Here is a 21,086-nt window from a genome sequence, read left to right as displayed (position 1 = left end):
GGCACTTTTCAAAATCAATCACTTTTCCTGTTACTCCTTACAAAAGGCCTTTATATTGCAGGTATTCTTCCGGTCCTTTCAGCAAAATCTGCACCTCATCCCAATCTGTCTTACTGAAATACTCCATGTTAAGCTCTCCCTTATTCAGTGCAGTCCGAAATTCCTGATACATATGTCTTGCATACAAGCTTCTGTATTCCGGCAAAATCCGCCGAATCGTAAACAACGCATTTTCATATTTTTTCCACCAGTAGACCGGCAAAAATTTATGAAGTTCCGGACGAGTGAACAAAAAGCTGTAGATGAATGCATATTCTTCATTTATTCCAAATATATTGTCACTCTGTTTTACCGATGAATCCGGATTATCCGTCCGGTAAAGATACCCAGGTTCATCTATAAAAACAATCCTACCGGCCCGGCATATCATCTGAAACCAGAAACCATTGTCCTGATAGGAAGCTCCTGGCGTTTCATTGTGGCGGATATGCCATTTTTCAATAAAATCACGCCTTACAATTCCGCACCAGGTCATGACAGCTCCACGAAAGGCAACCGGTTCTGCTTTCTGAGGGTTCCACACTTTATAATACATTCCCTTCTGGCAGGCACGGCAATATTTTTCTATCCTCCGGCCATCCACTTCATAAAAGCGGATAAAATCCCCCCGGGTAAGTTCCGTCTGCAAGGTTTCAGCCACCGTATAGAGATTTTTCAGCATATCCGGAAGCATCCTGTCATCCGATTCAAGAACTGCCAGGTATTTGCCACGGGCCTGATCCATTCCTACATTCATCGTATTCCCATATCCGGTATTCTTTTTATGAATAACCCGAATCCGCTCATCCTTTTGGCTGTAATCCTCCAGAATTTTCCCGGTTCGATCCGTTGATCCATCATCGACTGCCAATATTTCTATCTCCGTAAGGCTCTGGGCCATCACACTTTCCAGTGCATCCTTCACATACCTTTCCGCATTATAAGCAGGTATAATAACCGAAACTTTTACCATTTTTTCTCCTTTACAGGCACAAGCGTTCCACCCGCCACCTCATACACTACATCGCAAGCTTCTATAGTATACATGTTGTGAGCAATAATCAGAAATGTTCTTTTCTTTGCCATCTCCCTGATGGTATCCAGCACGATAAATTCTGTATCTTTATCCAGTGCGGCGGTCGGCTCATCCAGAATAAAGAAATCACAATCCCGGTAAATCGCCCTGACAATCCCAAGCCGCTGCCTCTGGCCACCGGAAAGCCGGATGCCGCCTTCCCCAATCGGCGTATCCAGTCCATCCGGAAGACTTTTGATAAAGGATTCCAGTCCAACCGCCTGAAGACATTCCATAACCTTCTTCTCATCCATGTTCTGATTTTCCAGACCGAAGGCGATATTGCCCTTGATTGAATCGTCCAGCATAAATGAATTCTGTGGAATATAACCGACTTTCACTTCCTTCTTTCCTACTGTATTTACATAGATTTCTCCGGATTCCGGAGTCAGAAGACCCAAAAGAAGATCCGCCAGTGTTGTTTTACCCACACCGGACTCCCCGATGATGCAGGTGATTTGTTCAAGAGGAAATGCTGCATTTGCATGTTCCAGAATCCACCTGCTGCCGGATGGATAACGGTAACTGAGATCCTTCATATAAAGCATATCCGTCATCTCGTGTTCCACTGTCCGGCACGGAATGCTTCCATATACATGGCACCTCTCATCGGAAGCATCTTCTAATGCCCCTGTAATCCGGTCCAATGATTTTTTGCGATAGTGAATCAGGGATACGGCTGCCGAGATCCGGACTGCCGCAGGCATCAGCTTGACCGCTGCCATGGCAAAGGCACTGACTGCCGGCAGAACCTGTTCCAGTTCCACTCCCGACATCACCAGCAGATACAGATAACCAAGCATGGAACAGATACATACGGTTTCCACAAACATCCGCGGAATCGAAGCATACACGGCATTTCGGCATTCCAGACGGGAGATCATCTCCGCCTCCCGTTCGATATGATTCACGATATAATCTTCGGTCCGAAGTGTTTTTATCTCCTTAATGCCTCTTAATCCCTGTATGAGCCAGCTGTTTCTGCGGATATTGTGTTGAATCTCCTGATTTCCAATTTCACCGGTTCGGGGGCGTATCACGGCCAGAATCACTGCCACCACCACCGTCATGGTAAAGACGGCCCAGATCGTCATGAAAGGATTGATAAGAAAGATAGCCGCTGCCAGAAAGATAGCGATGACGCTTTCCGTCAGAATCGTCAGAATCGCCTGGATAATAGAGACAACTGCCGATGTATCATTCACAATCAGCTGGAAGATATCATTGGAATTAGTTGTCAGAAAATGTTCATAGGAGCGATGCATATACAAGTCTGTCATCCGGTTTTTCAGGCGCCTGCTGCAATCGGAAGAAAATCCCGCACAAATCTTCTGTTCCCAGAACATATACAGATTTTTAATTATATACACCAAAATCAGGGCACCGATGCAGAACGCAAGAAAGGAATCCCTGCGGACCATGGGCAATTTTGCACAGATGGCCCCTACATACCGATTTTTCTCTGCCAGCTCCGGATCCAGGATCGCCTGTATCATCGGAACCACCAGGGTCACACTAAGGGTCTCTAAAAAAGCTCCCAGCAACATGGCAAAAAACAGAAGAAACAGATGCTTTTTCTGATCCGGCTTTAAAAGAACTGCAATTTTTTTACAAATCTCTCTCATCTGGTTCCTTTCCCCGGGAAAGCAGCTGTCTAAGTTCCTCTCTTGCAAAAACGGAGCAGAATGTACCTCTCACAAGGCGGAAAACTACAAAAAAGGGGATCCCTATCTTGTATTTATACAAAAATGGATAATTTGTTTTCCACCACCATCGATCCGGAACCACTCTCCGGGCGATATATTCTGCCTTTCGCCCAATTCCCGTTCGTGCCCGATAGTTAAACTTACGGATGCTGTTCTCAGCACTTATCTGATCACTTCCATGGGAACCGGACCGGAACATATAGGATAAAAATTCCTCCTCTTCTTTGGAGAAATCAAATACCGGAATCTCATCTGCAAAAAGTTTATCCGAAAGAGTCCGAATTCTCTCTTCAAATTCAGAGAGACCTAGCTGTTTCAGAAGTTCTCCAAGCTTCTCCCAATCCATGTCCTTTCCGTATTCTTTTAGGTAAAAGTATGTGTCGGTGATATACCGGATACCAGTTCCGCTGCCCTGATAATGATGGTCTGCGTGAGCCAGAAAATGCAGGTAAAAATCCTCCGGTGTCATCTCATACAAAAATTTATTATTCTCCACCCTATGAAGCTTCGGAAATATCCGGTTCAAATAAGAAGCCGCTGCATCTTCTTCCTCCGTCTCGTCCATAAGTCTCCAATGCATCTCAAAATGATACGATGGATTTTTCAGGTAACTATCATGTTTTCCAGATGAAGGAGATGCCTTGTATCCTCGTTTTTCCATGTATCTGCGGATCGTCTGGCAGTACTCCGGATCCACCAGAATATCATTATCCGACGCATATCGGGTGCCCACTGACGGGTACAGGGGCTGAATCTGAATCCCCTTCAGCGGACAGTGCCAGATCCCCTGTTCATCCATAAAATCAAAAATCCTTGCCCGCTCCGTATTCATAAGAAGTTCCCGGTGCAGGGCATGATCGTATGACAGCTGCAGCTGTCCCTTCAGTTTCTCCGGCAGCACTATCTTTTCTTCCAGAAACCAGGTATAGATGAGTTCTGCCTGAGACTGGGCATAGGCCGTACGGAACATCCGGCTCACCGCCTCATCCCCCGGGTTTATCTCATCGAAATAAGAGGCCGGAAGGCGAAGAACGGCTCCCCGAAGACTTTTCAAATACAATTTCTGTTCTTCTGTTATCATCTTTTCGTTCTCCTCATGATCCTTCCGAAAACATCCCGTAAAAACAGAATGAAAGCACGCAACGGAAAAAGTCCGCACCAGAGCCGGACATACAGACGGTACCTCCATCCATCCAGGGGAACTTCCTTTCCCTTTCGCACAATGCCCGTCATAACTCCCACCAGATGTCTGTCCCTGATCCCGTATTCCAGCCGCCACCGGTTGTCGCCGCAGATCACATAGTCCTGCTCCCGCACCTTCAGAATCCGGTGAAGCACATAGTTCTCCCCTCCATCCCGCCTATACAGGGGAACGTCATATTTTTTCAGCCGCTGCCCCGGCTCTATCTTCTGGATCGTCACAATATCCCTTCGATTTGCCAGAAGCGGCTCCATGCTGTCGCCTCTGGTGGTGCAGACTGTGATTCCATTTTTATCCAGTTCTTCCTGAATCGCTGATCGCATCATTCTGTCCTCATAGCTTCATAAGAAAGCCGGGCCGCCTCTACATCCGGCAGGGCTTTTAATCCATAAAACGGCACCATCTCAGCCAGTTTGCTCAGAAGGTTCATCATCTGCTCTGCTTTTCCCCTATCCCGGAACCGGTACGCATGGGACATCATGCGGGGAAATGCTTCCTCCGGCGACAGCCTGCGTATCTCATTCTTCGTTCCCCGCTCTAACAGGCAGATCCCTGCAAGGGGGCAGGAAGTATTTGTATTCTGGCCTTCTTTTCCGCACCAGGGGGAACCATATACCGTCACCGCCTCTTCTATCTTCAGAAACGGCTTATCTCCGTTTATCACGGTAAGGGTCTCCCCCAGAAGTTCTTTCCAAAATCCGATATGGGTTGTTTTCCCTGTTCCGCTTTTGGCGCAAAACAGATAAGCCTGCCCCTCCACTTCCACCGCTGCACCGTGAATGAGAAGTATATGGAAATCAAGAAGCACCTCTGCAGTCTTGCGGTTTAACGCAGATATTTCCAGTTCCTCGTCACTGACCGATCCGGTCTCCCGGTTTTCTGCCGCACAGACCGCCTCATACTGTTTTCTCTCATAGGCCAGATCCTCTCTGGTTATGTTCACCTCAAGCTCCGATTCTCCGGAAGGCACCAGATACTTTCTGCAGTGCATCAGTACCTTCTGGTACCGATGCACAACCCGGATTTTCACTCCGGCAATCTGAATCACAAACGAGTACCGTAGCCTCTCTTCCTCGCTTTCCTTGTGCTTTCTTTTATAGGAAAGCCTGCGCTGTCTAGCCCTCTTCTCCTGTTTCTCCCATTCCGGATCCTCCAGATAGGAAAACTCTGGAAATATCGATGCATACCTGCGGAATATATCCGATGCAGTGAGACAATATCCGGGATTCCAGGGTTTTGAACTCCCGTTGTAATGAAGGATACGGCAATCCTTTAGGACCTTTCTTCTTTCCCCGAAAGTTAGTTTATCCAACGCATAGGTCGAGCAATTATAGTGTTTCGGATCGGCAAATTTGACGCAGCGGTAAAATACCCCATTCAACACATCTTGATCCCCATAGATCAGACGCTTTCCAAATACCTGCAGATACTGGGTATATATATCCGGATCCAGTTTCTTTCTCTGGGCTTCCAAATCATACAGAAGGACACCGGCATTGAAATATCTGGCATCCGGAGGCAGCGTCAGCTGATTGAAGGATGCATGGTAACCCTCCTCATCCACGGCCGAACAGGCAGCCAGAAGATTCCCATCCAGGTCCTGATGATAAAACTCTGTGATGTCTCCGCAGATTACCACATCAGCATCCAGCCATAGAATCCGGTCCACACTTTCAGGAAGAAGTTTCTGGGCCAGCAGCCGGTAATATGTCTCCGGAGAGATCCATTCCAGTGTCGGCAGATCTGCATAGGTGCTTTCCGCCACCGGAAGGAAGACGCACTTGCCACGGCCTTCTGCCATGGTTATTTCTGAAATCCTGTCTTTTTCCTCTTCGGTCAGTTGGGAATAAATAATATAGAAGACTACCTCGCAGTCATGATTGCAGAGCAGAGAATACATGGTTACCATCGCCGGCTTACAGTATTCCGAATTAAATGCCATCAATATATTCATCTATTTTTCACTCCAGAATTCCGTTTTCAATCAGTGTATTCAAAAAGCCATCCAGATCCTTTCTCGCCGTCTCCTCATCAATTCCATATTGTGCAAGAAGGGCAGATACCAGCTCTTCCTTCTCACTTCCCTTTTCTATCTTCTCCCAGAGAAATGCTCCGGTGGAGTTGAGGCGGACCATTCCGTTGAACTCCTCCGCTCTCTCATCCACTGCCACAACCAGATTCTGGACTCCTACTTTCATCAGCTTGAATCCTGACTTTACCTTCATAAATCCCCCTCCTAATTCAGGAATGTTCTAGCATTCCTGCTGCAAAATACCTGTTCACACATACCTCGATCCGCTTGTATAATACGGAATGTGCCTTGACACATTCGGGCTTCTCGCGCGGTCGCTTTCGACATGTTTCTTCTTCGTGCGAGTGCGCATCCTCACGGAGCGTTTTTTGTTTCATAGGACGTAATTTCCTATAAAACGAAAAAAGGTATATATCCAGCGATATATACCTCTTTTACTAAACAGTCGCATACGGATTATAGTACGATGATGTAGCTACCACATCCACTGTCTCAAAGATGACAACCTCTGCTTCCGGTTTTTCATATTCCTTCATATGCACATCTCCTTTCAGCCACATGACATGTCTATTATTTTTGTTAATTATACCTCTTTTTCAGACAGCTTGTCAAGAAAAAGCCTTATTACTCCGCTCTTTTTTCTTCGTGAATCATCTCCAGCTGCCAGGTTTTCAGGTTAATGCGGAGCCTTGTGGCAGCCTCAGAATCTCCCTCCGGCAGCCGGTATTCGATCTCCTCACACTCTCTGATGGACCAGATTTTCTCCCGAAACTCATAGACACTGGCCAGATAGAAAAAGACCGCTGCCGCCAGTCCGTAAAGGAAGAACCGCTGTCTCCGCCTCATCCGGAAACGTACGCCTTTCAGGTAGCGCCGCACCTGCTTTTGCTGAAATTTACTATTATCTGACATCTGCATACCTCCTGCAGGTGCCTCTCCAAATTCAATTATATGCCTGTTCTTAACCAATCACATCTGCCATATCATACCGTCCTGCCGGTTTTCCTGCCAGAAACTTCGCTGCCTGTACGGCGCCCTTGGCAAAGATCGCCTTGGAATAAGCTGTATGATTAAAGGTAATCACCTCATCCTGACCAGCGAAAATGACATCGTGTTCGCCTACGATTGTGCCGCCGCGGATCGCCTGAATACCAATCTCCTTCGCATCACGTTTCTCACGTGTAGCGGAACGATCGTATTTGTAATGGTATGTATTGCCCATCGCCTCGTTGATCGAATCTGCCAGCGCAATCGCCGTACCGCTCGGAGCATCCACCTTCTGATTGTGGTGTTTCTCCAGAATCTCAATATCAAATCCAGCCGGAGCCAGAATCTGCGCTGCTTCTTTCAGAAGCTTTAAGAGCATATTGATACCAAGAGACATATTTGCAGAGCGAAGAACAGCTGTCTTCTCTGCCGTCTCTTCTACCTTTGCCAGCTGTACCTCGGAAAGTCCTGTCGTACACAGAACAACCGGCATTTTCTTCTCTGCACACCAGTCGAGAAGTTCATCGACAGCTGCTGCATTGGAAAAATCAATCACAACATCCGCTTCTACCTTGCATTCGTTCAGAGACGCAAAAACCGGATAATCATTTTTCTGCTCGGTTCTCATATCAATACCCGCAACGATAGAGATCTCCTCGTCCTTCGCTGCAATTCCGGAAATAACCTGTCCCATGGCGCCGTTGCAGCCATGCATAATTGCTCGTACCATCTGTTAAAACCTCATTTCCCTATCTCATCCTAATTTTAACGGTTCTTATCACTCTTTCAGGCTGATTCCGTAATTTACCAGTTCTCTTCTCAGACGATCGCGGTTTGCCGGTTCCATATCCACTAACGGTTTACGGAACGGACCCACTTCCTCGCCCATCATGTTCATCGCTTCCTTAACCGGAATCGGGTTTACCTCGCAGAACAGCGCCTCAATCAGTGGAATTGCATCTATCTGCATCTGTCTTGCCTTCGCTACATCGCCAGCCTTGAATGCCGCGCACATATCATGTACCTGACGCGGTGCCACGTTGGATAATACGGAGATAACGCCCTTTGCGCCCAGTGCCATCATCGGAACCGTCTGGTCGTCGTTGCCGGAGTAAATATCAACTGATCCGCCTGACAGGCTTGCAATCTGTGCGATCGCGGAGAAATTGCCGCTTGCTTCTTTGACACCGACGATGTTCTCATATTCCTTGCACAGTGCCACGATCGTCTCCGGGGTGATATTGACGCCGGTACGGCTCGGTACATTGTACAGAAGGATCGGAAGATCAACTGCCTTTGCGACCTCTGAGAAATGAACCTTTAAACCCTTCTGGGTTGATTTATTGTAATACGGGGATACGAGCAGAAGTCCGTCTGCGCCTGCCTTTTTCGCTTCGGTAGACAGATATACCGCTGTCTCTGTGCAGTTGGAACCGGTTCCTGCTACAACCGGGATTCTCTTATTTACGACCTGGCATACGAAACGGATCACCTCGATGTGCTCCTCATGGCTTAATGTAGCCGCCTCGCCGGTCGTACCGCAGGCGATAATACAGTCTGTGCCGCCAGCGATCTGTTCTTCTACGATCTGCTCCAGTTTCTCATAATTTACGCTTCCATCCTCATGAAATGGCGTTACCAGCGCTACGCCTGCTCCTTCAAAAATAGACATTTTGTTTCCTCCTTATTCTTTTGCACGATGGCTGAGTTTCTATTCCAGAGTCCGTTTCTGTCCCCGCTTCAAACGAATGTTTGCAGCCTGTCGGTCCTGAGCGTACAAAAAGCTGGCACGACGGCCAGCTCTATGAATTCAAATCCAAACTCCCAGTAGCTCCCCATCTGTCGATGACAGTTACAGAATTCTTCATCCTGCACCCAGGAACTGCAGATACAGGCGCCGCAGCCCTTCGGCGTATCATCCTTTCAGCTGTCTTCTCCTGCACCTGCCGCATCCGACCGCTTACTGATAATCAACGCAACCTCTACTTGTTTTTTCTATCTTAGCATTACTTTGAATACTTGTCAACCGTTCATGCACGCATGATGTTACTGTTCACGCATACGTGCCCAGTAACGGAATTTGCCGTGGCTTCGCATTCAAATACGGCAAATTCCTGCTGCCACCATGTTTTCTTACGGCACTTTCGGTTCCAAAAGTGCCTACCCGTGAACAGTAACGGCATGATCGTTTGACGGCTTCAGGCATTCCAGGCGCGTCACCTCGTCTGCATGCTCCTCTGCCCCAGCCGGACATACTTTTCCGGTCAGAATCAGATCGACATTCTCCTCGCGCGCTGCCAGCAGTGTTTCCAGAGCATCGTCTCCGACCAGTTTCTGATCTAACACCCCAAGAAATTCATCCAGAATCAGCATATCGCATTCGCCGGTACAGAGTACTTTTTTTGCAAAATTATACCCGTTCTGAATATTGCAGAGCTCTTCCTTTTTGCCTTCTTCAGAGAGATTTTCATAATACTCATTCTGTTTTTCAAATCGGAATACTTTAAATGCCGGCTCCAGCTGTTTTAACCCATCTGCTGTCTCATGGCTCAGCACTCCCTTTAAGAATTGTATCATAATTACCTTCCGGCCGTGCATGGCTGCACTGACACCACGTCCCAGTGCCATCGCTGTTTTTCCCATCCCGGTGCCGAAGATGATATGAACTTTCCCCTTTTTCATTTCCCTCTCCTCTTTCTGTGCCTCCCGCTGCGCTGGCGCACAGACTGTCTTTCCTGATGTCTTTTTACACACAGACCTGTGTGTTTTATTTCTATCCATCCAATAATCGTTTTACGAATTCTGTAAGCTGCCTTATTCTAGCATATTTTATCTATTTTGGCAAGCTATGGCAAAACCAGCCATTTATCATGCCCTATAGATTGCATAACCGGCTTCAAACTTTGCTGTAACATCCTAAACCTATCCTATTCTTCCACGCACTCCAGCTTGCTGACCGACACCTCGTATGCCACACGTTTCTCGCACTCTGTCTCGCTCAGCTTCTTCGTATATTCACGGCTCTGCACGCGCCCCCACACGCACACGTGGCTTCCCACGCCAAATCCGGACGCATAGCGGGCATTTCTGCCCCACGCAATACACGGTATGTAATCGGATTTTCCATACGGACGGTTGACCGCCAGCAGCATATCGGCAATCTCGCGTCCCAGCGGTGTTTTCCGGTAGATCGGCTCCTTGCAGATATAGCCTTCCAGAAAAATCTGGTTGGTTTTGGTGTAATCCGTAAATTCTTCCAGGAAATGAATCTCACGGACAAACACAGACAGCACCAGACGGTTTTTCGCGCCCTCATGACGGTTGTAGGAACGGAACTGGCCGATCGCCTCCATCGTCATTCCGCGGTAGTCTTTCGATACATCCAGAAGCCGTTCTGAAATCATGAGTGGAATCACGTCCACCTGATCGCTCAGACGGCTGACTGCCAGGTCTGCGATATAAAATCCTTCCCCGAATACTTCGTGGCTGAATGTAAATTCCGATACGACCTCACCAATCACGCTAACCTTGTTGTTTTCAATCATTTTTTCCGACATAGTATCTCTCTCCTCTTCTTTTTTGCAGTTTTTCACGGCAGGTTCTTGGAGTCCTGCTTCTTACTGTATATATGTATGAGGGGAATGACCGTTTTAGAAGAAGAAGTGAGGGGGAAATTTCGACAGGGTGGGGGACATGAATCGACAGAGGGAATGGGATCGGCAGAGGGACGGAAACGGCGGGGCGCGTCGTTTCCTGAATATCTCTCGCTTGAATATACGAAAAGGAGCAGCTGGCTTGCGCGGCTGCTCCCACTTTACGATTATTTAGCTATTTTTACGGCTGATCATCGCTCTCTTTCTCAGAGTCGGATCAAGAATCTTTTTACGGATTCGTAAGCTGGTCGGGGTGATCTCGAGAAGTTCATCGGTATCGATGTAGTCGAGGCACTGCTCCAGGCTCATGATTTTCGGCGGAACAAGGCGGAGGGCTTCATCGGCGCTGGAAGAACGGGTGTTGGTCAGCTTTTTGGTTTTGCAGACGTTTAACTCGATGTCTTCCGGTTTTGCGCTCTGTCCGACAATCATGCCGGAGTAAACTTTAACGCCCGGTCCGATGAACAGGGTTCCGCGCTCCTGGGCATTGAACAGACCGTAGGTGATGGACTCGCCTGCCTCAAATGCAATCAGGGATCCCTGTTTGCGGTAACTTAATTCGCCCTTGAACGGTGCATAGCCGTCAAAGCTGGTGTTTAAGATACCATTTCCCTTTGTATCGGTCATGAACTCGCCGCGGTAGCCGATGAGACCTCTGGACGGAATCGAGAACTCCAGTCTTGTGTATCCGCCGCCGATCGGGCTCATGCCCTGCAGCTCGCCTTTACGGCTGGTCAGCTTCTGGATAACAGCACCGGTAAAGTCATCCGGTACGTCGACGTAAGCGATCTCCATCGGCTCTAATTTGCGGTTTCTCTCGTCATATTTGTAGAGTACCTCCGCCTTGCTGACTGCGAACTCAAAGCCCTCGCGGCGCATATTCTCAATCAGGACGGACAGATGCAGCTCGCCACGGCCAGATACCTTGAAGCAGTCAGCGGAGTCTGTCTCCTCTACACGCAGGCTGACATCGGTATTCAGCTCCCGCATCAGACGCTCGCGGATGTGGCGGGAAGTGATGAATTTACCTTCCTGACCTGCCAGCGGGCTGTCGTTTACCATGAAATCCATGGAAATGGTCGGCTCAGAAATCTTCTGGAACGGAATTGCCTCCGGTTTCTCCGGTGAACACAGGGTATCACCGATGTGGATATCTGCGATACCGGAAATCGCTACGATCGAACCAATCTTTGCTTCCTGTACTTCTACTTTATTCAGACCTTCAAACTCATAGAGCTTACCGATCTTAACTTTGCGGAACTTGTCCGGCTCATGATGGTTGACGATGACGCAGTCCTGATTTACTTTCAGGTAACCGTTGTCGATCTTACCAACGCCGATACGTCCTACATACTCGTTGTAATCAATTGTACTGATCAGAACCTGTGTCTCTGCATCCGGATCTCCCTCCGGCGCCGGGATGTAATCCAGAATGGTCTGGAACAGCGGCTTCATATCCACATTCGGATCGTCCAGGTTCTTCTTCGCATAGCCAGAACGTGCAGATGCATACAAGAACGGGCAGTCAAGCTGCTCGTCGGATGCATCCAGATCCATCAGAAGTTCGAGAACCTCGTCCACAACCTCCTCCGGACGTGCTTCCGGACGGTCAATCTTATTGATACATACGATAACCGGCAGATCCAGTTCCAGTGCTTTACGCAGAACGAATTTGGTCTGCGGCATCGCGCCCTCATATGCGTCTACCAGAAGGATAACGCCGTTTACCATCTTAAGAACACGCTCTACCTCGCCGCCGAAGTCCGCATGTCCTGGTGTATCGATAATGTTGATCTTGGTGCCGTTGTAATTAACAGCCGTATTCTTGGACAGAATCGTGATACCTCTCTCACGCTCAATATCGTTAGAGTCCATGACACGATCGACTACTTCCTGATTGGCACGGAATACACCGCTCTGGCGAAGCAGCTGGTCTACCAGCGTCGTTTTACCGTGGTCAACGTGAGCGATAATTGCAACGTTTCTGACATCTTCCCGTTTCATTTTCATATCTGCTTACTCTCTTTTCTTATGATGATTCATTACATGTACTAATTAATAATTATTTTCTGTCACAGACAAGCATCCTGCCGTTTCGTCTTTGGCAAAGGATCCGCCCACAAAATAATACAGCTTGTTATTTTAGCATTTTTTTATCCATTATTCAATCTTTTTTTACAATAAAATGATTTTTCCGTCATCCATGCCAAAATAAACTTCATCCAGTTTTTCGATCCGGCATCTTCCATTTGTGCCCTCTATGAGCTTCTTCTCCGCTGCTCCCGCCTGGTCAAACGGCACCAGGATCGTCAGATCCACGCCCTCGCCGTACTCGCTGTCCAGAATCGGCAGCTCTGCTTCTGCCAAAATGTACTGCACCTTTCCAAGCCCGCTGTAGTCTGTCCCGACCTTCCATTTGCGAGCCAGGCATTTTTCCAGAACCACACAGTTTTTAAGACCTTCCTGGACCGCGCCGCCGTATGCCCGCACCAGTCCGCCGGTTCCTAAAAGTGTCCCGCCAAAGTACCGGGTCACAACCGCACAGACGTTGTGAAGCTCGCGTCCCAACAGCACATCCAGCATCGGGCGTCCCGCCGTCTGCGCCGGTTCGCCGTCGTCGCTGCAGCGCGCCACCTCGTTATTTTCTCCGATTGTAAATGCCGAACAATGATGTCTCGCATCCCAATATTTCTTCTTGACTTCCGCAATAAATGCCGTCGCCTCTTCTTCCGATTCCACCGGGCGGATCTCCGCGATAAAGCGGGACTTCTTCTCCACAATCTCGCCCTCTCCGCCCTGATAGACGATTTTATAGCGCTCTTTCATGATTATTCCTCCATCGTAACTGTTCAGTAAATGCGCAGACCTGCTGAACAGTTACCCTCCATCTATACACTACGCATCCTTAAAACGGACGTTTTTTCACTTCTTTAACTGCTTGTAAACCTCAGTTACTGTTCACGCATACGTGCTCACTAACAAACCTTATCTTTTATGATACCGTAAAAAAAACTTCATGACAATAGTATTTATTTATCCTATGAATTTTGATATAATTGGAAATACTGTATTTATTAATAGAATGAACCACTACGAACCCAAAGGAGGTTCTCATGAATTACGGTGTAAAAGCAACCAAGAAACGGATCCGGGCAGCCAATTCCCGGAAGAAGAAATACGCCAACCGGCTGTTTCTGACCTTCTTCAAGACTGCCTTTGTTCTTGTTCTGTTTCTCTGCGTGACGGGTGCCAGCACCTTTATCGGCATGTTTAAAGGCATTCTGGACAGTTCGCCAGACTTCAACCCGGACAGCTTCACCCCAAGCGGATATTTTTCTACTATATATAATAGCGCCGGGGAAGTGACTGACACGCTGGTCGGTTCCAACTCGAACCGAATCGAAGCATCCTACGAGGATTTTCCTCAGGATCTAATTGACGCGTTCGTCTCCATCGAGGACTCGCGTTTCTGGCAGCACAGCGGTATCGATCTGCGCTCCATTTCACGCGCCGTGGTCGGCGTCCTGACAAATAATTATAAGGGCGGCGCCAGCACCCTGACCCAGCAGCTCATCAAAAATACCGTTTTCAACGGCGGCATGGAGACAAGCAAGGGTTCCAAAATCGAGCGAAAAATCCAGGAACAATATCTGGCGCTGCAGCTGACAAAAAACGTCGATCGGAAGGTCATTTTAACGAACTATTTAAATACGATCAACCTCGGCAGCAATACGCTGGGCGTCAAAGCAGCAGCGCTGCGCTATTTTAATAAGAACGTCTCCGATCTGACTCTTTCTGAGTGCGCGGTCATCGCCGGTATCACACAGAATCCGTCAAAGCTGAATCCGATCAGCGGCGCGGAGGCAAATGCCGCCCGGCGCAAGGTCATTTTGCAGGCAATGTATGAGCAGGGCTATATCACAAAAGAAGAACAGGAGGAAGCACTGGCGGACGACGTCTACGCCCGTATCCAGAATGTCGACACGGCGCTCAAGGAAAATGAGACACCGTACTCCTATTACACGGACGAGCTGATCAGCCAGGTCACCGAAGCGCTCAAAGAGCAGCTCGGCTATACTGACACGCAGGCGTCCAATCTTCTGTTCAGCGGCGGACTGCAGATTTACACCCCGCAGGATCCACAGATTCAGGCGATCGTCGATGAGGAAGTCAACAATCCTGCCAACTACGACGCGGCTCGCTATTCGGTTGAATACCGCCTTTCCCTGACCCATCCAGACGGGGAAACGCAGCATTATTCACAGGAAACTCTGAAAACATGGATCCAGCAGGTCAAGGGACAAAGCGGTTTTGACGGGCTGTTTAATTCCGAGGAAGAGGCGCAGACGGCGATCGATGAGTACCGCACCGCCCTCACGCAGGACGGAAGCACCGTTCTCGGTGAATCAGTTACCATGATTTTAGAGCCGCAGACCTCGTTCGTCCTGATCGAACAGTCCACCGGCTATGTCAAGGCAATCAACGGCGGACGCGGACAGAAGACGGCAAACCGCACCTTAAACCGTGCGACCGACTCCCTGCGGCAGCCAGGATCGACCTTCAAGGTCATTTCCTCCTTTGCCCCGGCATTGGATGCCTGCGGCGCGACCCTATCAACTGTTTACTATGACGGACCATACTCTTCCGGTGAAAAAGAGTTCCGAAACTGGTGGGGCAGCGATTACAAGGGCTATCACACGATCCGCGACGGCATTACCTATTCCATGAACATCGTCGCCCTGCGCTGCATGGCGGACACGGTAACGCCGCAGCTCGGTGTCGAATATGCCGAACGGCTGGGAATCACTTCCCTCGTAAGCCAGGATCAGACTCTCTCGACAGCACTCGGCGGTCTGACAAAGGGCGTCAGCAACCTGGAACTGACAAATGCATTTGCGGCGATCGCCAACGGCGGCACCTACACGAAGCCTGTCTTCTTTACTAAGATCCTGGATCGCAACGGAAAGATACTGATCGACAATGAACCGGAGACGCGGCAGGCGCTCAAAGACTCTACCGCCTATCTTTTAACCAGCGCGATGCAGGATGTTATGCAGAGCAATACAATGTATACGCGTTCCGGTTCCGGGGTTAAATCGACCGGTACGACAGCGGCGATTCCCAATATGAGCTGCGCCGGAAAGAGCGGTACGACCACCAGCAACGTCGACGTCTGGTTTGTAGGCTTTACGCCGTACTACACTGCCGGTATCTGGGGCGGGTGCGACAATAACCAGCCATTAAAAGGCGGCACCGTTTCAAACGGCGGTACCAGTTACCACAAGCGCATCTGGCGAAATATCATGACACGTGTCCATGAGAGCTTAAGCGACCCCGGATTTACGATTCCGGACAGCATTGAAACTGCTGAAGTATGCCGCAAATCCGGCAAGCTTCCGGTTTCCGGCGTCTGCAGCAGTGACCCGCGCGGAACGGCCGTCTACACTGAATATTTCGCGAAGGGCACGGTTCCGGCCGAGACCTGCGATCACCACACCCGCGTGACGATCTGCTCCGCCTCCGGCGGCATCTCGACTGCCTTCTGCCCGACGAACCAGCAGATTTCCAAGACAGTTATGGTCGTTCCGGAAGACGGCGGAGAAACGGACGATTCCCGCTTCTCCATGCCGGGCGAGTGCAAGATTCACAATGGTTCGTCCACGATCATCCATCCTTCTGAGAGCGCCGATTTCTCAGCTCCGGGCTACAGCCCCGATTCAGATAATCTATCGGCTCCGATCCACTCTGCGGTTCCACGCCCGATGGCGGGAAGTGGACGGAATGGAAATAATATTCCGATTGTCCCGGCGAATCCAGAGCATTAACAGCAAAATAATATATCTGCAAAAAGCTGCTGTAAAAAGTGACATTCATATGCCTCTTTTACAGCAGCTTTTTATTTCCTCAACTGATTTTCTTTTGCTTTCTTTTACTTTTCTTTCGTCTTCTCTCTAATCCTTCATCTTGGGTTTGCAAATCAGCGACGACAGATAGCCGAAGATCAACGCCCCGGAAATCCCCGCCGCACCCGCCGTGAATCCGCCGGTGAACAGCCCCAGAACCCCATCCTTATCTATTCCATCCCGCACGCCCTTCCAAAGCGTATTCCCAAACCCCAGCAGCGGCACTGTTGCCCCGGAACCCGCCCATTTGGCATACGGTTCGTACAAGCCGATCGCACCGAGAATCGAGCCACATACCACCAAAAGTACCATGATCCGCCCCGGCATGAGTTTCGTTTTATCCATCAGAATCTGCACGGCGGCACAGAGGAGTCCGCCGGTCACAAATGCTTTGATATAGTCCATTTTTTTGCTCCCTCTCTAAAGTTTCTTGCAAATACCTATCATTCACCGAACGATTCTTTTCCCTCAAGCACCACTCCATGGGCAATCCCCGGCACATTCTGCCCCTCATTAAAGCTGATCTGGGACAGCAGAGCCCCGGTCGGCACAAACAGGACGCGTTTCCACTCACCCGCCTGTATTTTCGGAAGAATATAGCCGCACAGCACCGCCGCCGAGCAACCGCAGCCGCTTCCGCCCGAATGGGTATCCTGCGTCTTCGGGTCAAACATTTCGATCCCGCAGTCCATATGGATGCTGGAAATATCCTGTCCTGCCTCGCGCATAAAATCAAGCAGGATTTCCTTCCCCACCATTCCCAGATCGCCAGTGATGATCCGGTCATAGTCAGATGGTTTCCGGTTAAAATCACGGAAATTCTGCAAGATTGTGTCAACCGCCGCCACCGCCATTGCCGCCCCCATGTTCATGGAATCGCGCATCTGCATATCGACGATCTTTCCGGGGGTGGCAGCCGGGATACAAGGTTGAAATTTGGGATGCAATTTTTCCTGTCCAGCATTTTTCAGTGATTCTGACGCATTTTCTTTCGCTCTGCGCCCATCTTTCCCTTCATTTTTCTCATTTCCTTCGATCATCACACACCCGCACCCGGTCACCGTCCAGGTTGTGGACTGCGGTCTCTGATTCCCATACGCCAGCGGAAACCGGAACTGCCGTTCTGCCGAGGCAAAATGGCTCGATGCCAGCGCCAGAACACGGTCCGCATAGCCAGCCCCTGCTGCCATCGCCCCCAGGATCATCGCCTCCCCCATCGTCGAGCACGCGCCGTAAAGCCCGAAAAACGGGATATCAAACGATTCCACACCAAACGAGGTCGCCACAATCTGCCCCAACAGGTCTCCCGCAAACAGGCAATTCACATCCGTCGCCTGTCTGCCCGCCTTATCCAGACATTTCTGCACTGTCTGGCGCTGCAATTCACTCTCCGCCTCCTCCCACGACTTTTTCCCAAACATCGGATCCGGCTCCACCCGGTCAAAAAAACTTGCCAGCGGTCCCTCTCCTTCCGTCTGCCCCACGATCGATGCCGCCGATGTGATGATGGGCGGATGTTCAAACTGGATGCTTGATCTGCCTGCCTGCATAAAATTCCTCCTGAAATACAAAAAGTGTCATTAAAAATATAATGTTCAAACTTTCGCTACAACCTCAGTATTTACACAAACATACATTTTTATGTTTCAAGAAATCTGCATTCCCCGCAGGCTTCATCCACCCGTTTTCGCCATATTATTAATACTGCACCGCCGCCAGTTCCTTTCTTAACTCCTGCGGGTTCTGGGACGCATCGACTGCCGTCTGCGGTGTAATCACACCCTCTTTTGCCATACGGATCAGAAAATTATCCATCGTAATAGAACCCTCTTTTGCACTAGAAAGCAGATAGCTCTGCATCTGCGGTGTTTTTCCGTCGCGGATCAGATTCCGGATCGCCGGCGTAAGCATCATAAGCTCACAGGCTGCCGCCCTGCCCTGGCCGCCCGCCCTCGGCACCAGCTGCTGTGACAGCACCGCCCGCAGCGTCATCGAGAGCTGCATCCGGATCTGCGGCTGTTTATCCTCTGGAAAAACACCCACAATCCGGTCAATGCTGTCGATTGCTGAATTGGTATGAATGGTGGAAAAAACAAGATGTCCCGTCTCTGCCGCCACCAACGCCGTCTCGATCGTTGCTGGATCACGCATCTCTCCAATCAGAATCACATCCGGATCCTCACGGAGCGCCGCATAAAGTCCCTTATCATAGCTCTCTACGTCCACGCCCACCTCGCGCTGGTTGATGATCGCCTGTGCCGGTTCATAGACATACTCGATGGGGTCTTCCAGCGTAATCATATGGAGCGGACGATTCTGGTTGATCTCATTTAAAATTGCCGCCAGCGTCGTTGACTTGCCGCTTCCCGTCTCGCCGGTCACCAGAATAATTCCTTTATTCCAGCTTGAAAACTGATTCACTGCTTCAGGAAGCCCCAGCTCCGACAGGTTCGGAATCATTCTGGCCAGAATACGAATCGCCGCAGAGAGGGCGCCCTGCTGCCGGAACAGATTCACACGGAGACGCCGTCCCGCAAACGAAGCACTAAAATCCAGCTGTCCGATGGCCTCGATCTGATCTGCCACATTGCCTGCCAGCTGACGTCCATATTCCTCACAATCATCACGCGTCAGCCCGCCATCCGTCAGCGTCTCGATTCTGCCGTCAATTCTGCATTTTGGCGGCAGCCCTGCAATCAGATGCACATCCGATGCCCTTTTTTCAGCTGCCAGCGCGATTAATTCTTCAATTCCATACATACCATCTGTCTCCTCTTCTCTTTCTGCACCATTTACAGCGCCAGCAGCGTCCGGATCACCTCGTCCACCGTCGAAACACCCTCTTCTACCAGCTTCTGCGCGTGTTCCAGCATCGGAACATACTGGCTCGCTCTTCTGGCTGCCTCTAAGAAACGTGTCCGGTCAGCCCCTTCCAGAATACACCGGCGAAGCTCCTCCTGAATCAGCATTACCTCAAACACACCGATTCTGCCCCGGTATCCCGAATGGAAGCACTGATCGCATCCAGTTCCCTGCCAGTATAATTTTCCAGGAATCTCCGGGATTCCTGCCATCTCAAGTGCTTTTTTCGGCGGCTGAATCTGGGTCTTGCAGTTCGGACAGATTTTCCTCAGCAGACGCTGGGAAATAACGCCTCGCAGTCCCGCCGCAATCAGGTATGGCGCCACGCCCATATCTCGCAGACGGTCAATCGCCGAGATCGCATCTTCCGTATGAATCGTGGTGATAACGAGATGTCCCGTCATTGCCGCACGCATCGCGATCTCCGCCGTCTCACCGTCACGGATCTCGCCGACGCAGATGATATCCGGATCCTGACGCAGAACAGAGCGCAGACCCGATGCAAAGGTCAGCCCCACTTTTTCATTGATCTGCACCTGTGTCGCGCCCTTGATATGGTATTCCACCGGATCCTCCAGTGTAATCAGGTTGGTCCGATCCGAAAGAAGTTCGCGGATCAGCGTATACATCGTCGAAGATTTACCTGATCCAGTCGGTCCTACAATCATGATAACCCCGGAAGTAAGCCCTAAAAGCGTATCAATCTTTGCATCCTCCACTGCCGGAATACCGATACCGCGGCGGTTCAGCGTCTCCTCATTTCGTTTCAGAATACGGATAACCACTTTTTCTCCATACAGGGTCGGAAGGGTGGATATACGCATATCAATATCTTTCCCTCTTAAAGACATCACCGCACGACCATCCTGCGGAATTCTTTTTTCAACAATATCAAGCTGGGACATAATTTTAAGTCTCGAAATGACCGAATCCTTGAGTTCCGACGGGATCGTCATGATCCGGTGAAGCTGCCCGTCGATACGCATCCTGACGACCATCTCCTCCTCCGTCGGCTCAAAATGGATATCCGAAGCATCTTCCGAAATGGCGCGCTCAATAATCGAATTGACCAGGCGGATCATCGGCGTCACATTCTCCTGTCCTTCTCTTACCGCCGTCTGCCCCTGACGCACCTCTTGCGCCGCTGCCGTCTCTGCCTGCATCTGCGCCATCGCTTCTGCCGCGCCCTCGTTGCCATACAAAATATTGATCGCACGCTTCACCGCCGGTTCAGAGGCGATCATCGGCACAATTCTCTTTTTGGAAGTATGCTGTGCTTCCTCAATCGCCATGAAATTCAGCGGATCCGCCATTGCCAGATAGAGCTGGTCTTTGGAAATACGCACCGGTACGATCGTCATCTTCTTTGCCAGATTTTTCGGCACAAAACGCGACATTTCCGGGCTGATATCGACCCGTGTCAAATCAATATAGTCAATGCCCAGCTGCATGCGAAGCGCATCGATCAGCTGACCTTCCGTGATATAATGATGCTTGATCAACGTTGTTCCCAGACGTTCTTTCTCCTTCGCCTGATAATCAAGCGCCTCTTTAAGCTGTCCTTCTGTGATCAGTCCCAGTTCCAAAAGCATGTCTCCCAATCGTTTCGTACGCATTCTCTCTACCTC

The 21,086-nt window shown here is 49.8% G+C and carries 18 protein-coding genes and 1 riboswitch; of the genes, 1 reads left to right on the top strand and 17 read right to left on the bottom strand.

Translation table 11 applies throughout. From position 1 onward, the window contains the following. Positions 1-37: 37 nt before the first annotated feature. The 13 genes from PG862_RS12025 to PG862_RS11965 all read right to left on the bottom strand — a co-directional run bounded on the left by PG862_RS12025 (position 38) and on the right by PG862_RS11965 (position 13,519). Positions 38-1,012 carry a glycosyltransferase family 2 protein gene (locus tag PG862_RS12025; RefSeq protein WP_270707525.1) on the bottom strand — a complete coding sequence of 325 codons (975 nt, stop codon included), beginning with the start codon at positions 1,010-1,012 and terminating at the stop codon, positions 38-40. Further along, a complete protein-coding gene (locus tag PG862_RS12020; RefSeq protein WP_270707523.1) occupies positions 1,006-2,739 on the bottom strand; it encodes an ABC transporter ATP-binding protein in 1,734 nt (577 codons plus the stop codon). The genes PG862_RS12025 and PG862_RS12020 overlap by 7 nt, the downstream gene beginning before the upstream one ends. Next, complete coding sequence (locus PG862_RS12015; protein ID WP_270707522.1) at positions 2,723-3,901, bottom strand: nucleotidyltransferase domain-containing protein; 1,179 nt, start codon at positions 3,899-3,901, stop codon at positions 2,723-2,725. The genes PG862_RS12020 and PG862_RS12015 overlap by 17 nt, the downstream gene beginning before the upstream one ends. After that, the gene (locus tag PG862_RS12010; protein ID WP_118628727.1) at positions 3,898-4,347 is read right to left on the bottom strand and encodes a S24/S26 family peptidase; all 450 of its coding nucleotides are present in this window, start codon (positions 4,345-4,347) and stop codon (positions 3,898-3,900) included. Before PG862_RS12010 ends, PG862_RS12015 begins: the two co-directional genes overlap by 4 nt. Continuing rightward, a complete protein-coding gene (locus tag PG862_RS12005) occupies positions 4,344-5,975 on the bottom strand; it encodes a glycosyltransferase (RefSeq protein WP_270707520.1) in 1,632 nt (543 codons plus the stop codon). The genes PG862_RS12010 and PG862_RS12005 overlap by 4 nt, the downstream gene beginning before the upstream one ends. 7 nt (positions 5,976-5,982) lie before the next feature. After that, complete coding sequence (locus PG862_RS12000; protein ID WP_022359538.1) at positions 5,983-6,246, bottom strand: PqqD family protein; 264 nt, start codon at positions 6,244-6,246, stop codon at positions 5,983-5,985. Positions 6,247-6,677: 431 nt separating this feature from the next. Further along, a complete protein-coding gene (locus tag PG862_RS11995; protein ID WP_022359536.1) occupies positions 6,678-6,965 on the bottom strand; it encodes a hypothetical protein in 288 nt (95 codons plus the stop codon). 49 nt (positions 6,966-7,014) lie between these two features. Further along, positions 7,015-7,770: a 4-hydroxy-tetrahydrodipicolinate reductase gene (gene dapB / locus PG862_RS11990; RefSeq protein WP_022359535.1), complete on the bottom strand. Its 756-nt coding sequence runs from the start codon at positions 7,768-7,770 to the stop codon at positions 7,015-7,017. A 48-nt stretch (positions 7,771-7,818) separates the two neighbouring features. Further along, positions 7,819-8,712, bottom strand: coding sequence for a 4-hydroxy-tetrahydrodipicolinate synthase (gene dapA / locus PG862_RS11985; protein WP_118467484.1), 894 nt, complete (start codon positions 8,710-8,712; stop codon positions 7,819-7,821). A 148-nt stretch (positions 8,713-8,860) separates the two neighbouring features. Continuing rightward, positions 8,861-9,033, bottom strand: a riboswitch (Lysine riboswitch). Positions 9,034-9,200: 167 nt separating this feature from the next. Next, the gene (locus PG862_RS11980; protein ID WP_117795172.1) at positions 9,201-9,722 is read right to left on the bottom strand and encodes a cob(I)yrinic acid a,c-diamide adenosyltransferase; all 522 of its coding nucleotides are present in this window, start codon (positions 9,720-9,722) and stop codon (positions 9,201-9,203) included. A gap of 245 nt (positions 9,723-9,967) precedes the next feature. Next, positions 9,968-10,597, bottom strand: a complete 630-nt coding sequence (locus PG862_RS11975) for a single-stranded DNA-binding protein (protein WP_022359532.1) — start codon at positions 10,595-10,597, stop codon at positions 9,968-9,970. Positions 10,598-10,864: 267 nt separating this feature from the next. Further along, the gene (gene typA / locus PG862_RS11970) at positions 10,865-12,703 is read right to left on the bottom strand and encodes a translational GTPase TypA (protein WP_117795171.1); all 1,839 of its coding nucleotides are present in this window, start codon (positions 12,701-12,703) and stop codon (positions 10,865-10,867) included. A gap of 165 nt (positions 12,704-12,868) precedes the next feature. Then, positions 12,869-13,519: a YigZ family protein gene (locus PG862_RS11965; protein ID WP_107001536.1), complete on the bottom strand. Its 651-nt coding sequence runs from the start codon at positions 13,517-13,519 to the stop codon at positions 12,869-12,871. A gap of 287 nt (positions 13,520-13,806) precedes the next feature. On the opposite strand from PG862_RS11965, the gene PG862_RS11960 reads away from it, so the two are divergent. After that, positions 13,807-16,518, top strand: coding sequence for a transglycosylase domain-containing protein (locus tag PG862_RS11960; protein WP_270707511.1), 2,712 nt, complete (start codon positions 13,807-13,809; stop codon positions 16,516-16,518). Between the two features lie 126 nt (positions 16,519-16,644). On the opposite strand, the gene PG862_RS11955 is transcribed toward PG862_RS11960, so the two are convergent. The 4 genes from PG862_RS11955 to PG862_RS11940 all read right to left on the bottom strand — a co-directional run bounded on the left by PG862_RS11955 (position 16,645) and on the right by PG862_RS11940 (position 21,074). After that, positions 16,645-17,001: a SpoVA/SpoVAEb family sporulation membrane protein gene (locus PG862_RS11955; protein ID WP_022359528.1), complete on the bottom strand. Its 357-nt coding sequence runs from the start codon at positions 16,999-17,001 to the stop codon at positions 16,645-16,647. Between the two features lie 38 nt (positions 17,002-17,039). After that, positions 17,040-18,146, bottom strand: a complete 1,107-nt coding sequence (locus PG862_RS11950) for a stage V sporulation protein AD (RefSeq protein ID WP_270707509.1) — start codon at positions 18,144-18,146, stop codon at positions 17,040-17,042. Between the two features lie 148 nt (positions 18,147-18,294). Next, the gene (locus tag PG862_RS11945) at positions 18,295-19,356 is read right to left on the bottom strand and encodes a type IV pilus twitching motility protein PilT (RefSeq protein ID WP_118638559.1); all 1,062 of its coding nucleotides are present in this window, start codon (positions 19,354-19,356) and stop codon (positions 18,295-18,297) included. Between the two features lie 32 nt (positions 19,357-19,388). Further along, complete coding sequence (locus PG862_RS11940) at positions 19,389-21,074, bottom strand: GspE/PulE family protein (RefSeq protein WP_270707507.1); 1,686 nt, start codon at positions 21,072-21,074, stop codon at positions 19,389-19,391. Between the last annotated feature and the right edge of the window lie 12 nt (positions 21,075-21,086).

Origin of the sequence: Clostridium fessum (genome assembly GCF_027698965.1) — a bacterium.
Classification (GTDB): domain Bacteria; phylum Bacillota; class Clostridia; order Lachnospirales; family Lachnospiraceae; genus Otoolea; species Otoolea fessa.
Note: the sequence above shows the minus strand (reverse complement) of the source record. Positions and strands in the feature narration are given on the sequence as shown.

Bases quoted from the DNA above. Each gene is read 5' to 3' on its own strand.
- PG862_RS11995 (WP_022359536.1), bottom strand. From the start codon at position 6,965: ATGTCAGATAATAGTAAATTTCAGCAAAAGCAGGTGCGGCGCTACCTG.
- PG862_RS11960 (WP_270707511.1), top strand. From the start codon at position 13,807: ATGAATTACGGTGTAAAAGCAACCAAGAAACGGATCCGGGCAGCCAAT.
- PG862_RS11955 (WP_022359528.1), bottom strand. From the start codon at position 17,001: ATGGACTATATCAAAGCATTTGTGACCGGCGGACTCCTCTGTGCCGCC.
- dapB (WP_022359535.1), bottom strand. From the start codon at position 7,770: ATGGTACGAGCAATTATGCATGGCTGCAACGGCGCCATGGGACAGGTT.
- PG862_RS11965 (WP_107001536.1), bottom strand. From the start codon at position 13,519: ATGAAAGAGCGCTATAAAATCGTCTATCAGGGCGGAGAGGGCGAGATT.
- dapA (WP_118467484.1), bottom strand. From the start codon at position 8,712: ATGTCTATTTTTGAAGGAGCAGGCGTAGCGCTGGTAACGCCATTTCAT.
- PG862_RS12010 (WP_118628727.1), bottom strand. From the start codon at position 4,347: ATGATGCGATCAGCGATTCAGGAAGAACTGGATAAAAATGGAATCACA.
- PG862_RS11975 (WP_022359532.1), bottom strand. From the start codon at position 10,597: ATGTCGGAAAAAATGATTGAAAACAACAAGGTTAGCGTGATTGGTGAG.
- PG862_RS12000 (WP_022359538.1), bottom strand. From the start codon at position 6,246: ATGAAGGTAAAGTCAGGATTCAAGCTGATGAAAGTAGGAGTCCAGAAT.
- PG862_RS12005 (WP_270707520.1), bottom strand. From the start codon at position 5,975: ATGAATATATTGATGGCATTTAATTCGGAATACTGTAAGCCGGCGATG.
- PG862_RS12015 (WP_270707522.1), bottom strand. From the start codon at position 3,901: ATGATAACAGAAGAACAGAAATTGTATTTGAAAAGTCTTCGGGGAGCC.
- PG862_RS11980 (WP_117795172.1), bottom strand. From the start codon at position 9,722: ATGAAAAAGGGGAAAGTTCATATCATCTTCGGCACCGGGATGGGAAAA.
- PG862_RS12025 (WP_270707525.1), bottom strand. From the start codon at position 1,012: ATGGTAAAAGTTTCGGTTATTATACCTGCTTATAATGCGGAAAGGTAT.
- typA (WP_117795171.1), bottom strand. From the start codon at position 12,703: ATGAAAATGAAACGGGAAGATGTCAGAAACGTTGCAATTATCGCTCAC.
- PG862_RS12020 (WP_270707523.1), bottom strand. From the start codon at position 2,739: ATGAGAGAGATTTGTAAAAAAATTGCAGTTCTTTTAAAGCCGGATCAG.
- PG862_RS11945 (WP_118638559.1), bottom strand. From the start codon at position 19,356: ATGTATGGAATTGAAGAATTAATCGCGCTGGCAGCTGAAAAAAGGGCA.
- PG862_RS11940 (WP_270707507.1), bottom strand. From the start codon at position 21,074: ATGCGTACGAAACGATTGGGAGACATGCTTTTGGAACTGGGACTGATC.
- PG862_RS11950 (WP_270707509.1), bottom strand. From the start codon at position 18,146: ATGCAGGCAGGCAGATCAAGCATCCAGTTTGAACATCCGCCCATCATC.